This window comes from Brenneria alni, from assembly GCF_003666245.1.
GTDB lineage: Bacteria > Pseudomonadota > Gammaproteobacteria > Enterobacterales > Enterobacteriaceae > Brenneria > Brenneria alni.
This window is the reverse complement of sequence record NZ_MJLZ01000006.1, coordinates 107,594-120,781: the sequence shown is the minus strand read 5'-3', so window position 1 is coordinate 120,781 and position 13,188 is coordinate 107,594. Positions and strand designations below refer to the sequence as shown.

13 protein-coding genes are annotated in these 13,188 nt (G+C 47.0%); 7 read left to right on the top strand and 6 right to left on the bottom strand.

Going from position 1 to position 13,188, the window contains the following annotated elements; genetic code table 11:
- Positions 1–281: 281 nt before the first annotated feature.
- On the bottom strand, positions 282–1,811 hold the full coding sequence (gene xopAG, locus BIY29_RS04945) for a XopAG/AvrGf1 family type III secretion system effector (protein WP_205680308.1): 1,530 nt from the start codon (positions 1,809–1,811) through the stop codon (positions 282–284).
- Between the two features lie 287 nt (positions 1,812–2,098).
- On the opposite strand from xopAG, the gene BIY29_RS04940 reads away from it, so the two are divergent.
- Positions 2,099–2,911, top strand: coding sequence for a mannosyl-3-phosphoglycerate phosphatase-related protein (locus BIY29_RS04940; protein ID WP_121574038.1), 813 nt, complete (start codon positions 2,099–2,101; stop codon positions 2,909–2,911).
- 27 nt (positions 2,912–2,938) lie between these two features.
- Positions 2,939–4,156 carry a glycosyltransferase family protein gene (locus BIY29_RS04935; RefSeq protein WP_121574037.1) on the top strand — a complete coding sequence of 406 codons (1,218 nt, stop codon included), beginning with the start codon at positions 2,939–2,941 and terminating at the stop codon, positions 4,154–4,156.
- Positions 4,157–4,206: 50 nt separating this feature from the next.
- Here the strand turns inward: BIY29_RS04935 and uilS are convergent, their stop codons facing one another.
- Positions 4,207–5,067 (bottom strand): UilS family quorum-quenching N-acyl-homoserine lactonase, encoded by an 861-nt coding sequence (gene uilS / locus BIY29_RS04930; protein ID WP_121574036.1) that lies wholly within the window; start codon positions 5,065–5,067, stop codon positions 4,207–4,209.
- Between the two features lie 215 nt (positions 5,068–5,282).
- Here uilS and ydfG point away from each other — a divergent pair, with 215 nt between their 5' ends.
- The 3 genes from ydfG to BIY29_RS04915 all read left to right on the top strand — a co-directional run bounded on the left by ydfG (position 5,283) and on the right by BIY29_RS04915 (position 6,877).
- Positions 5,283–6,032 (top strand): bifunctional NADP-dependent 3-hydroxy acid dehydrogenase/3-hydroxypropionate dehydrogenase YdfG, encoded by a 750-nt coding sequence (gene ydfG / locus BIY29_RS04925; RefSeq protein ID WP_121574035.1) that lies wholly within the window; start codon positions 5,283–5,285, stop codon positions 6,030–6,032.
- Between the two features lie 137 nt (positions 6,033–6,169).
- Complete coding sequence (locus BIY29_RS04920) at positions 6,170–6,520, top strand: DUF1283 family protein (RefSeq protein WP_121574034.1); 351 nt, start codon at positions 6,170–6,172, stop codon at positions 6,518–6,520.
- Between the two features lie 93 nt (positions 6,521–6,613).
- Positions 6,614–6,877: a DUF1161 domain-containing protein gene (locus BIY29_RS04915; RefSeq protein ID WP_121574033.1), complete on the top strand. Its 264-nt coding sequence runs from the start codon at positions 6,614–6,616 to the stop codon at positions 6,875–6,877.
- A gap of 123 nt (positions 6,878–7,000) precedes the next feature.
- Here BIY29_RS04915 and bioD read toward each other — a convergent pair whose 3' ends face one another.
- From bioD to BIY29_RS20790, 3 genes are all read right to left on the bottom strand, one after another.
- Positions 7,001–7,666 carry a dethiobiotin synthase gene (gene bioD, locus BIY29_RS04910; RefSeq protein WP_121574032.1) on the bottom strand — a complete coding sequence of 222 codons (666 nt, stop codon included), beginning with the start codon at positions 7,664–7,666 and terminating at the stop codon, positions 7,001–7,003.
- Positions 7,667–7,833: 167 nt separating this feature from the next.
- Positions 7,834–9,051, bottom strand: a complete 1,218-nt coding sequence (mlc, locus tag BIY29_RS04905) for a sugar metabolism global transcriptional regulator Mlc (protein ID WP_121574031.1) — start codon at positions 9,049–9,051, stop codon at positions 7,834–7,836.
- Positions 9,052–9,248: 197 nt separating this feature from the next.
- Positions 9,249–9,383, bottom strand: a complete 135-nt coding sequence (locus tag BIY29_RS20790) for a hypothetical protein (protein ID WP_276310278.1) — start codon at positions 9,381–9,383, stop codon at positions 9,249–9,251.
- An 83-nt stretch (positions 9,384–9,466) separates the two neighbouring features.
- On the opposite strand from BIY29_RS20790, the gene BIY29_RS04895 reads away from it, so the two are divergent.
- Both BIY29_RS04895 and tus read left to right on the top strand, forming a co-directional pair.
- A complete protein-coding gene (locus BIY29_RS04895; protein WP_240629965.1) occupies positions 9,467–10,708 on the top strand; it encodes an MFS transporter in 1,242 nt (413 codons plus the stop codon).
- 99 nt (positions 10,709–10,807) lie between these two features.
- On the top strand, positions 10,808–11,740 hold the full coding sequence (gene tus / locus BIY29_RS04890) for a DNA replication terminus site-binding protein (protein ID WP_121574029.1): 933 nt from the start codon (positions 10,808–10,810) through the stop codon (positions 11,738–11,740).
- 47 nt (positions 11,741–11,787) lie between these two features.
- On the opposite strand, the gene fumC is transcribed toward tus, so the two are convergent.
- The gene (gene fumC / locus BIY29_RS04885; RefSeq protein ID WP_121574028.1) at positions 11,788–13,185 is read right to left on the bottom strand and encodes a class II fumarate hydratase; all 1,398 of its coding nucleotides are present in this window, start codon (positions 13,183–13,185) and stop codon (positions 11,788–11,790) included.
- Positions 13,186–13,188: the final 3 nt, after the last annotated feature.

Sequence of the window (13,188 nt, the reverse complement as noted above, 5' to 3'; positions counted from 1 at the left end):
CCTTAATGAAGAGGAAGAGCCGCTTGATTTCCAAATTATCCGGCACGATTTAACACGGGGTACTGAAGAAGTGATGTTTGATTCAGTACCGCAGAACAAACAAACTAATGAACTAACAAACAAACTAACACCATGACAGCACCGGGAACGCCAGTTCCCGCCCATCCTTATCTTGGTTCGCATAATGTATATTATGTTAAATTGAATTTATGTTTTGATGATAAGCAACAAACTGTGTGTCACCCGCCCGACGATTTACAGCACAGCATCTCGAAAGATCCTCAAGCAAGAGTCTTACCACCATAAAATTCCATGCTGGCATTTCTGCACACGTCTGCGTAAAATTTATCAGCATCCTCTACGGTGTAACCTGCCCCAGCAAAGCATCCCCTGGCAACTTCATGAAGTGTGTGTCGAATACCTGATGCATCATCATAAACAGCATTAAGGCAACAGATAAGAACCTCCACATCATATTTAGACAATCGTTCTTCACCACTCATCAATCTCGCATGGTTTATACAAGCTGTGGCGTTAACACTGGTAAAAGAATCGCCCAGTCCTGAACTGTCTTCAAAACCATCTCCGTTCTCGTTAAGTTTAAAATGAGCAAGAGCCAGATTTTCCATGTTTTTTGAGTTGGCCATTATCTTAAAGTCTTTCAGTGCAACGGGATCGTTTCTCAGCAAAAATGATTTATAATGCGTTTCAATTTTATGTAGCTTCGGCCCTATGGTTCCTGTATTTCTTTTAAATATGTTTTTTGCAGGATCTTCAAACATCAAACTCTCATCTATTTTGTAAGTCTCTGCTAGCGATAACATCCCATGTTCAGCCAGTGTCTTCATAATGATTTTTTCGGAATGCCCCCATAGTTCGTCATGAGCATAAACTTGTCTAGCGTTCAGGATGGTCTGTCCGGCAACAAACTGCACTTCCTTGCCGAGCTTTTTATCCTTTTGTAGCTGCGCTTCCAGCTTATCCATAAGTTGCCTCAGCGTCAGGCCATTTTCTTCAGAAGTTTTTTTAAAGTGTGAGTAGTTATTGAGTACGAATGGATGGGTAATCGATTTTGAAACGTATCCGCTAGCACCGGTCTTTTCATTAGGAACGCCCGATAAAGAGTATTTATTTTTCTCGTCATATATATGACTCTTTGTGATATCTGGATCTTTCGGAACATGTGGCGGATTATATTTAGCAACATACTCTGCCTTTACCCATTTCCCTTTTAAACAGTTTATGCTTTTGGTTAACGACTGATTTGCTCTTTCAGTATTCGCTCTGTGTATAAGATGCGTTTTAGTGGCAGCCCGATAGTCTGTCATGGTGAAGAACTGGTTATTGCCACATCGTTTCATAATATCAAGATTACTTTTTTTCTGCTGTTGTATTTCCGATGGGCTATTTTGGTAACGTTGAAAATATATTTCTGCGGCGCGGGCAGCTTTATTAAGTCTGTCGTTACTGACAAACCCTCCTTTTCCATCATGCAATGAAGTGGTGGAAAGGAAAAAATCATTGCTGACTTTCTCGTAGATATAGGCCGATGCGGCTATGCCCAAAGTATATTTCGCCGCCAGATAACGTGGACGGGACGTACTGCCTCCCCCGTCCTTTTTCCCATGTGAATTCCCCCCAGAATCGGCATGATTTTTCATGTCTGACGAAGAACTTTCTTTCTCGTGCTTAGAGAACCGGGAAAGCCTTTCAGCTCCTTTTTGGATAGGCGATAAGGCTTCTTTTTTCAGCGTTTCAGCATAAACTATATCGTGCCGAACAGTGTTGAGTAGACTATTTGGGATTCTCATTGATATGCAGTCAGTTAATCATAAATAATAATTTAGTGGCCGATTTTTGATAAAAAGTTCCTGTTGAATATTCCGTATTCAATGGAAAAACCGGAAAACGTATCAATGCTGATGCATAAATTTGCGTAACAGACAATTTTTGCATACAGTTAAAGATAGTGATGTAAATCACATTTCATATTCATTATCAGTCTGATAGCAAAAACAGTAGCAGACAGCGACTCAACGCAACGTTGTACACACCCATCGTTATTATCTGTATATCCCCGATAATTTATGGAGAGCCAATGTCAGAATTGAGTTCCAATCTGATTATTTTCAGTGACCTCGATGGTTCGCTGCTCGATCACGATACCTACAGTTGGGAACCTGCGCGTCCGTGGCTGGAACGACTGGCCCAGCTCAAGATCCCCGTCATCATCACTACCAGTAAAACGGCGGCTGAAGTTGAGCAACTGCAATGTGATCTTGGTCTCAGCCACCTTCCCTATATTGCTGAAAACGGCGCACTGATTGCGCTGCCGACAGACTGGAACTCGCACCCGGACTTCCCTCGTAAGATTTTTAATGCAGACTACCCTTCCATCTGCACTCAACTTAGTCGATTACGGGAGACGCATGCTTTCAGCTTTAGAGGCTTTGCCGACATGGAACCCGCAGAGATTGCCGGATTAACTGGATTATCGGAGCAGAGCGCGGAACTTGCCCGTCACCGTGAAGCCTCTGAGCCAATTCAGTGGCTGGGCGACACCGATTCGCTGGTACGTTTTCGTCAGGCGCTGGCAAGTCATGGATTATCACTGACCCAGGGCGGACGGTTTTATCATGTTATGGGTATCGGCGTCAGCAAGGGAGTGGCAGCGCACTGGATAAAAAAACAATATTCACACATAAACGATCACCCTGTGGTGACAATTGGTCTTGGCGACGGACCGAATGATGTTTCTTTACTGTGCACAATGGATAACGCGGTAGTAATTAAAGGCAAGGGAAATCAACTTGTTGGTTTACCAGAATATAGCGGTGGGTTATATCGCACGCAGTTCATGGGGCCTGTTGGCTGGGCTGAGGGCCTCGACTATTTTCTTGGTGATCAATAATAAAGCATAATTGTATGGGAGAACACAATGAGTGAATTTTATCAGGATGGAATAATTACTAACTTTCACAATCTGACCCAGAGAAGTGTAGAAGAACTGGAATATGAACTACAGGTGTTTTCCGGGCAAAACAGTATGGGACTCATCCTCCCTTCTCTTTATTCAGAACTGGAAGGGCCTGCTTTAGATAATATTGTCGATCTGCTGTCTCAGGTGCCTTATCTTGGCGAGATTGTCATTGGTTTGGATCGAGCCGATCGGGAACAGTTCCAATATGCCCGCGAGTTTTTTTCCCGCTTGCCGCAGCGCCACCGTATTTTGTGGAATGACGGCCCACGGCTCAAGGCGCTAAGTGATGAACTGGCCGATAGGTCACTGGCGCCAACGGAACCAGGTAAAGGCCGTAACGTATGGTTTTGTGTCGGTTATACTCTGGCATCGCGCCGCACTTCCTGCGTGGCGTTGCATGATTGTGACATTGTCACCTATGATCGCAGTATGCTGGCCCGCTTGCTCTATCCTGTGGCGAATCCACATTTTCATTATGATTTCTGCAAAGGCTATTATGCGCGGGTAGCCGATGGAAAGTTCAACGGACGGGTTGGTCGCCTGCTGGTTTTCCCGTTACTCAAATCGTTGCAAAAGGTTTATGGCAATTCTGACTATCTGGAATACATGCGCAGCTATCGTTATCCGTTGTCGGGCGAGTTCGCTATGCGCACCCATATTTTGAATAACCTGCGTATCCCCAGCGACTGGGGATTGGAAATTGGCGTGCTGTCGGAGATACACCGGGGTACGGCAACCAGCCGCATCTGTCAGGTTGATATCGCTGACAACTATGACCATAAACACCAGCCGATGTCGGAAGAGGATCCTAACGCGGGCTTGCAGCGGATGGCGACCGATATCACCAAAGCGTTGTATCGTAAACTGGCGATATTGGGTGTGAATATCACCACGGATTCATTCCGTGTTCTGCGGGCAACTTATTACCGCACGGCTCTGGATATGATTGACGCATTCGAGCATGATGCCCGTATGAACGGTCTGCATTTCGATCGGCACACGGAGGAATCAGCCGTCGAACTGTTTTCTGATGTGATTACGCTTTCTGGCCAGGTATACAGTGAAAGTCCGGGAGACAAGCCCTTTGTGCCAAGCTGGAACCGAGTACAGTCAGCTTTTCCTGATATTCTCGAACGGCTATATGACGCCGTAGAAGCCGATAATCAGGATGATTAAATGCTCCCGAACTGCCACTTTCCAGTGGCAGTATTAACCTGGATGAAAAATTACAGATGAGTCCTGAACCAGTCAGTCTGAACGCTGACTACACGGTCGAAATATTCCCCGCTGTACATGTCATAGTGTCGGGCGCCATCTTCCACATATAGCTGTTTTTCATTCGCTTTCACTGCATCATATAATGCCCGCCCTTGATCTGGAGGATTGACAGTATCTTTTCCAGCCAGAACAACCAGGGTCGGGCAACTTACACGGGCGGCTTTCTCCTGGGGCTTGTATTGCAGGGTTTCTCTTACTGTAAGAAAAGGAATTTTAATATCCATTGAGGGATAGCGGGTTTTATTCTCTTCGAAAAATGCTTTTGATTCCGTATCACTTAATACGCGAGTTATGCCAACGAACATCTCCTTACCTGTCGATTTTTGTTTCTCCGCCATTTTATTCAACGTGGCCATGAAAGCTGTTTTTTCTTCATCTGACATTTTTCCCGTGACTATCGCCTCGCCATCGGCAAAAGCCAACTGGCTGACGATACATTTGATATCAGGGTTTTCAGCCGCAGCGCCGAATACATGACAGCCTCCAAATGATGTTCCCCACAGGCCGATACGATCAGCATCAACACCCGGCTGATTTTTAATCCATTCAACAACGGCGAGAATATCTTCAATCTGCATGGCAGGGACAAGGCGGCCACGCTCTCCTGCGCTTGCACCAAAACCCCGGTAATCAAATGTAACGGTGCAGAACCCTGAATGGGTGAAGAACTCGGCAAATGGCGGTAATAAAATCTCTTGTATGCCGCAGAATCCGTGGCACAAAATAATAACCGGCATATTTTCAGTCGAAACGGGTTTGCGTAGTGTAAGCGCGATGCCATTAGATAGTTGGTGTGTCATTGCGTCCATATGGTTGGTTTTTCCTTTTTCGGATGAATAAAAACTGATTCTAAGACAAGATGCTATGGGATTTAATTAAAAATTCCTTTACCTTCATTTGTATGCTGATACAGGGCCTGAACCCTGCGATTGCGCTCCTCCTGTTTTATCCATACTGGTATCAGGTATAAACTGTACCCGATCTGGAAACAAATAATGAAACACAGTCAGAGGAAAATAACATTATGATAATTTTTGTTACCGGTGCAACGGCTGGATTTGGTGAGTCTATTACCCGTAAATTTATCAAAGAGGGTCATAAAGTCATCGCGTGTGGTCGCCGTCAGGAACGCCTGGATGTGTTGAAAGAAGAGTTGGGAGCATCCTTGCATACGTTACGGCTTGATGTCCGCAACCAGAAATCTATCGATCAGGCAATGACGTCACTGCCCGCCGCCTGGCGCAAAATTGATGTTCTGGTAAACAATGCCGGGCTGGCCTTAGGTCTGGAGCCTGCGCATAAAGCCTATGTGAATGACTGGGAAAATATGATCGATACCAATAACAAAGGGCTGGTCTTTATGACTCGCGCCCTGTTGCCGGATATGGTCAAACGTAATGTCGGGCATGTTATCAATATCGGTTCTACTGCCGGGAACTGGCCTTATGCCGGCGGCAACGTATATGGCGCGACTAAAGCCTTTGTCCGTCAGTTCAGCCTTGGTCTGCGGGCGGATTTGTTCGGTACTCAGGTACGTGTAACTAATATTGAGCCGGGCCTGGTCGGTGGAACGGAATTTTCCGCCATACGCTTTAAAGGCAACGAAGATAAAGTTACCCAAACCTATGATAATACCAAACCGCTTACGGCTGAGGATGTTGCTGAAGCCGTATTCTGGGTGGCGACGCTGCCTGCCCACGTTAACATTAACTCACTGGAAATGATGCCGGTCAGCCAGTCTTTTGCCGGGCTGAATGTGAACCGCGAAGGCTAACCCTGCATGGCGCGGAGTCTCTCTCGCGCCGCAACACAACATCTTGTTCTTCCCATTTGCGGTTATAGTGCCGTTGATATGAACAATGATACACTCTGACCTGAATCCGATGTCTCCTATTTATGTCAAGGTGAAACATGAACCAATATTCCTTTGTATCTCTGATTCGGGTCATGATCCCGCTGTCCATAATAATGGTCTCTGCTGTCTGGCAGCCCACTGTAATGGCAGAAACGCAACATGTCGTGATTGACTCTGGCAATAGCGCCTTATCGACAGAAGCGGTTCGACAAAGCAGTGAACAGTGGAATTCAACCCGCTCGTTGCGTAATAAAGTTAACTCTCGTACTGAGAAAGAATTCGATAAAGTTGAAAAGGCGATTGACGGACAGGAGAAGTGTAACGCCAGCTATAATGTTAATGCCTATTGGGAAGCCAATACCGAGCGTTGTCTTGATCGCCGCACCGGTCGTGCGGTTACACCCTGATTTTTAGTCTACGCTTGTAAAGTAAGCCTTATTGCCTGACGGATATAATACCAGGCAGTGGGCATGAATTTATTCAGATAAAAGGGTGATGGGATGAAAAAGGCAATTATTTTTGGTGCGGCTTTGTTTGTGATTGCTCCTCTGGCAGCGCAAGCGTCTTGTGAGAGCGTTAAGGAGGATATTTCACAGAAGATCATCAATAACGGCGTGCCGGAATCAGGTTTCACGCTTGATATTGTTCCTAACGATCAGGTGGATCAGGCCGGTGGTCAGGTGGTCGGTCATTGTGAAAATGACTCGCATAAAATCGTTTATACCCGACATGCTGATGGTCAGTCAACGACCAGTGCACAGTAATGGGCATACTTCGTTTTCAAGGATTCACAGGGGAACGAACAGGTTTCCCTGGCAATCCTTTTGAATTAAAAAACTATATCGGATGGTCGGATAAATTACGCTAGAAATAACATACCAACAGGACTAATAACTCACAGCCGAAAGATCGATATAGGAAGATAAATCACGCTGTTCAGCGCGGGGTAAATAAGGCAGTTCTCCTAATTGTGGTGCGGGGATTTTTTTACGCAGCGCTGTAATAATTTCAGCATAATTCGCCAGACCAGGATTAATACGGTTTGCGACCCAGCCTACTAGTGGTAATCCATCATTAATAATGGCCTGCGCGGTTAATAACGCATGGCTGATACAACCCAGTTTAATACCAACCACTAAAACAACCGGCAACTGTTCCTGAACAACCCATTCAGAATAAGGTCGCAGATCATTCATCAATGTGCGCCAGCCGCCGCTACCCTCAATCACCACAGCGTCTGCTATTTCACATAAGTGATGCAAACCCTGAGTCATGGCGCTGTAATTAATCGGCTGTTCGCTGGCGCTTATTTCATCTTCACGCAGCGCAATAGGATTAACCGAATCATAGGGTAAATAAAGGGAAGAGGCAGCCTGCAAAAGCAACGCATCTTTATTTCTCAACCCCTCCTCCGTTTCCACACATCCCTTTGCTATCGGTTTATAGCCTGCCACCGGTTTTCCCGTCACTGCCAGCTTTTGCAATAACGCTCTGGATACAACCGTTTTACCAACTGCAGTGTCTGTACCTGTGACAAAAATGCGTTTCAACATGAGACAACTCCGGGCCACCTGAAAATAACAAGCACTGCAAAAATGCTTTCCAATAGTGAAATTCTAGGCGATGCGCCATCCAGGCAGCTTGCGTTAGCTCAATGTTTTGCTTCTCAGGACTTCTACAGCAGAAAATGAAAATACACAAAGGAATAGAAAGTCGGCGTTTAACCCTGTAACAGCTTCACCAATAAAGACCCGTTGTATAACGCATCTTTAACCAATGCAGCGCCGGGCATAGTGCCCTGGTTATAAAACAGGGTTGCTTCTACCTGAATATTATGACTATAAGGAGGAAAAGACTGCTGATGAATACACCCCATCATGGCCGGGTATAAAATACTGGCCGCTTTATTAAGCGGAGAACCGACTAAAATTTTATCGGGATTAAATAAATTAACCATGATGGCGACGATACGACCCACATTATTACCGACATCGTTAATAATATCTTTTGCCAACTGATCGCCTTTCAGCGCTGCATCACAGAGGCTGTCTACCGTCAGTGGGGAACCATGCAGCATTGAGCTCATTGACGTATTCATGCGTTGCTGCGCCAAATCCAGCATACTTTCCGTGCCGGCAACCGTTTCAAGGCAGCCATGATTACCGCAATAACAACGTTTACCATACGGGTCGACCTGAGTATGCCCTATTTCGACCAGATTACGACTTCCCGCATGTAGAATACGTCCTCCGGTAATGACTCCGGCACCTACATTATGATCAATAACCACCTGAATGACGTTCTGACAGCCGCGGGATGCGCCGTACAACGCCTCTGCCATCGTCCAGGCACAGATATCATGTTGTACAAAAACGGGTAACCCGGTTCGCTGCTCCAGTGCTGGCCCTATCGCCATCTCTTCCACATTATAAAACGGCATCCGGTGAATTATGCCGGTTGTGGCGTCGATCATGCCCGGAGCGGTGATGGCGATGGCTGTCAGTCGTTCCAGCCGTTTTTGATACCTAATAAAGAACTGATCGATTTCATTCAGAATTCGCTGGAGTAAAGGCTGTGGATGTTCTGCGGGAAGAGGAACGCTATCTTCAACGACCAAAGTACTGCTTAGATCGCGCAGCGCCAGCGTCATAATATTGTGACTGATACGTGCCGAAAGGTAATGCCATGCCTGCGTATCAAGGATCAGCCCGATGGCCGGACGCCCCCTGCTGCCGATATCCTGATATTCCGTTTCCTGTACCAGATGGGCTTCTATCAGTTCACGTACAATCTTGGTGATACTGGCCGGCGCCAACTGTGCCCGTTTGGACAGTTCAATACGTGATATCGGGCCATATTTGTCGATCAGTCGGTATACAGTACCGGCATTCATTTGTTTAATTTGATCGATATGTCCTGGTTGACCGTCGGCAATCACAAACCTGGCTCCTACTCTGCATTGCTAGCACTGCTTGGGGTAATATTTTATTTTCACGCTGCAAAATAAAAAAACTGAGGGTATGGTGGAGCTTTTCATTAAAGCCGTCAAATATTTGATTCGTTATGTGATTTAACGCACATATTGAAGATATTGTCGGTTGATCATTAGCGAAATCAACGCTTGGGCCGCTGTCTTTAGAGGCCGATGTCGGATCGTAACCAGCCAGACTTCGAACCGCATCGTGCCGCATGTGCCAACAGTTGGTACTCCAGCGTGTCTGGTGACGGGTTGTTACGCATAATACCAAGATCGGCTTGCCGTTCTAACATTGCTCTTCTATGATCGCCTCATCTTTCCCTCGCCTAAACTTGGAATTATTTTGAGTACCCCGTCATCTCCGGCGTCGAACCCCATGCCTGTTTCCACTATTAACAACGGAGAAACGCTTCCATCGAAACCGAACGCTAATCGCAAATCACCTTATATTAAACGTGGCACACCTCAGTTTATGCGAGTCACACTGGCTTTGTTTTCTGCCGGATTAGCCACTTTCGCCCTGCTCTACTGTGTACAGCCTCTATTACCGCTTCTTTCTCGGGATTTTGCCATTTCCCCGGCGGCCAGCAGCTTGTCGCTTTCGGTATCAACGGTCATGTTGGCTATTGGATTGCTGTTTACCGGCCCGTTGTCTGATACCGTCGGCCGCAAGAATGTGATGGTAGTGTCGCTGATGCTGGCTGCCATTTGCACACTCATTTGCGCCTTTATGACCAGTTGGCACGGCGTGCTGATTATGCGTGCCATGATTGGCTTATCACTCAGTGGCGTTGCGGCTGTCGCCATGAGTTACCTGAGTGAAGAGATCCACCCCAGTGTGCTGGCTTTCTCTATGGGCCTTTATATCAGCGGTAACTCCATTGGCGGCATGAGCGGACGTCTGGTCTGCGGCGTATTGAGTGACTATTTCCCGTGGCGGGTTGCTGTTGGGGCGATTGGTGTTTTGGCGTTAATTGCTGCGCTAACCTTCTGGAAAATTTTACCTGAATCGCGTCATTTTCGGCCAGGCTCTTTGCGGCCCAAGACCTTATTGCTAAATGCCAAAGTGCACTGGCATGATGCCGGGTTACCGTTACTGTTTTTACAGGGTTTTTTGCTGATGGGCGCGTTCGTTACGCTCTTTAACTATATCGGCTATCGATTGTTGACCACACCTTACTTGCTCAGTCAGGCGATCGTCGGCCTGCTATCGGTGGTTTACCTGACCGGTAGTTACAGTTCACCTAAAGCGGGCGTGTTGACCTCCCGCTATGGCCGGGGGCCGGTGCTGAGTATTTCCATTGGATTGATGTTGCTGGGGTTAGGCGTCACCGCGCTGAGTCCGTTGGTGTGTATTTTTATCGGTATGATGCTGTTTGCCGCCGGTTTTTTTGCCGCTCACGCCGTTGCCAGCGGTTGGATTGGTCAGCGTGCGCGTCGGGCAAAAGGCCAGGCCTCTTCAATGTATCTATTTTCTTATTACCTGGGTTCCAGTTTGGCGGGAACATTGGGCGGCGTATTCTGGTACACATACGGCTGGGCGGGCATCACCGTATTTCTGGCGACGTTGCTATTTATTGCATTGGCGGTTAGCTTTCGCTTAAAACAACTCTCCTGATTGCCTTTCTCTCCTGTCTGACAAAATAAATTACTGTTGCTGATATTGGGAATAAGTAATATAAATAATAGTATGTTGTAACTAAATTAGTGTGATGTTATGGATCGTTATTCGCTTATTCATCGAATGCACAATTGCTTTACTTTGTTGGAAGAAAAGCTGGCCTTAATGCAAACCCTATTTTCAGAATTTAGATTGCTGTCAGGCCGCGTTTATTCTTTACCCCATATTGAAAAAGGCACCGAGCACGACGTCATAGAACAGATTGCCGTTCACCAGCATGTAGGCAAGGAGGCGCGTGAACTAGGATTAACACATTTCCAACGTTTGTTTATTCACCACTATCCAGAAACAATCAGCAGTAAAGCCGCAATACGGCTACCCGGAGCGCTGTGTTTTTCTGTCGACCACCAGCAGTATCAGCAGGCGCAACAATGCATAACCGACATTAATGAGCTGAAGAAAACGCTGGAGCAGATAGTGACCGTCGAATCAGGGCTAGAACCCGAACAACGCTTTGAGTTTGTACATACTCATCTGCAAGGGCTTATTACATTAAGCGCCTACCGATCGCTGACACTTATCACTAACCCCGCTTCCGTACGCTTTGGATGGGCAAATAAACATATCATCAAAAACATGAGTCGCGCTGAATTACTGGAAAAACTGAGAAAAAGCCTGCAAGCAGGCAGAAGTTCAGCACCGTATAGCAAAGAACAATGGATTGAATTAGTGACGCAGGAAATGGAAGAAGTCCGGCGATTGCCGGAACACGCGGTATTGAAAATAAAACGCCCGGTTAAAGTCCAGCCGATCGCCAGAGTATGGTATCCGCAACAACAAAAGCAAGTGCAACACCCCTGCCCGTCTCCGCTGTTAGTACTGTGTCGGCAAGAGCGCGGCGGTGAAGTTCCCATTATTGGCGAGTTGAATAATTATGATGCAGGCAACATAAAACATAAGCATAAACCGCAGGCAATTCCGCTGCGTTTGTTGATACCTCGTTTGCATCTGTATACCGACGACCTGTAATAAATCCTGCCGGCAATCACTCGCCGGCAGGTAAAGTAATACGCTAATCAGCTTTTCAGGCTACCGACCATATCCTGTGGCCGTACCCACTCGTCAAACTGCGCGTCAGTGAGATACCCCAACTTCAGGGCGGATGCTTTTAAGGTTAAGCCTTCTTTATGCGCCTTTTTAGCAATTTCAGCCGCTTTATCATAACCAATGTGAGTGTTAAGCGCGGTAACCAGCATCAGCGATTCATTCAGCAGTTGATCGATGCGCTCACGATTCGGCTCAATACCCACGGCGCAATGTTCATTAAAGCTCTTCATTCCATCAGCCAGCAGACGGACTGATTGCAGGAAATTATGAATCACCATAGGGCGGTAAACGTTCAGTTCGAAGTTACCCGAAGCCCCCCCTATATTGACGGCGACATCATTCCCCATAACCTGGCAACACAGCATGGTCATGGCTTCGCACTGCGTTGGGTTAACTTTGCCGGGCATAATCGAACTACCGGGTTCATTTTCAGGAATGCTCAGTTCACCAATACCGCAGCGCGGGCCAGAAGCCAGCCAGCGAACATCATTAGCTATCTTCATCAATGACGCGGCCAACCCTTTCAGAGCGCCATGCCCATGAACCAATGCGTCACAGGTGCCTAACGACTCAAACTTATTCGGCGCCGTCACAAACGGCTGCCCGGTCAGTTGCGCCAGTTCGGCGGCGACCCGGACGGCATATTCAGGATGTGTGTTTAATCCGGTGCCTACCGCCGTTCCGCCCAACGCCAATTCACAGAGATGGGGCACACTGTTTTTAATATGCTTCAAATTATGTTGCAGCATGGCCGCCCAACCAGAAATTTCCTGTCCCAGCGTTAATGGCGTTGCATCCTGCAAATGGGTACGGCCAATTTTCACGATATCCTTGAACTGTTCGGCTTTCGCCGCCAGCGTTTGATGCAGTTCCGTTAACTCAGGAATAAGGTGTTCATTAATGGCTACAACGGCCGCAACATGCATTGCCGTAGGAAAAACATCGTTGGAACTCTGGCTTTTATTCACATCATCATTGGGATGAACCAGACGGCTATTGCCCCGCTCCCCGCCCAATAATTCACTGGCGCGGTTTGCCAGCACTTCATTCATATTCATATTGCTTTGCGTGCCTGATCCGGTTTGCCAGATGGCTAACGGGAATTCTCCGACATGCTTGCCAGCCAGTACTTCATCAGCAGCCTGTATGATGGCATTTCCACGATCATCGGAGAGCAATTTCAGATCCATATTAACGCTGGCCGCGGCACGTTTCGTCTGTGCCAAAGCATAAATCAATGCTCGCGGCATTTTTTCTTCGGAAATACGAAAATGCTCCAGTGAGCGCTGCGTCTGTGCCCCCCATAAGCGTTCAGCAGGAACGTCAATCGGCCCCATTGAGTCTTTTTCAATACGCGTCGTTGTCATTGC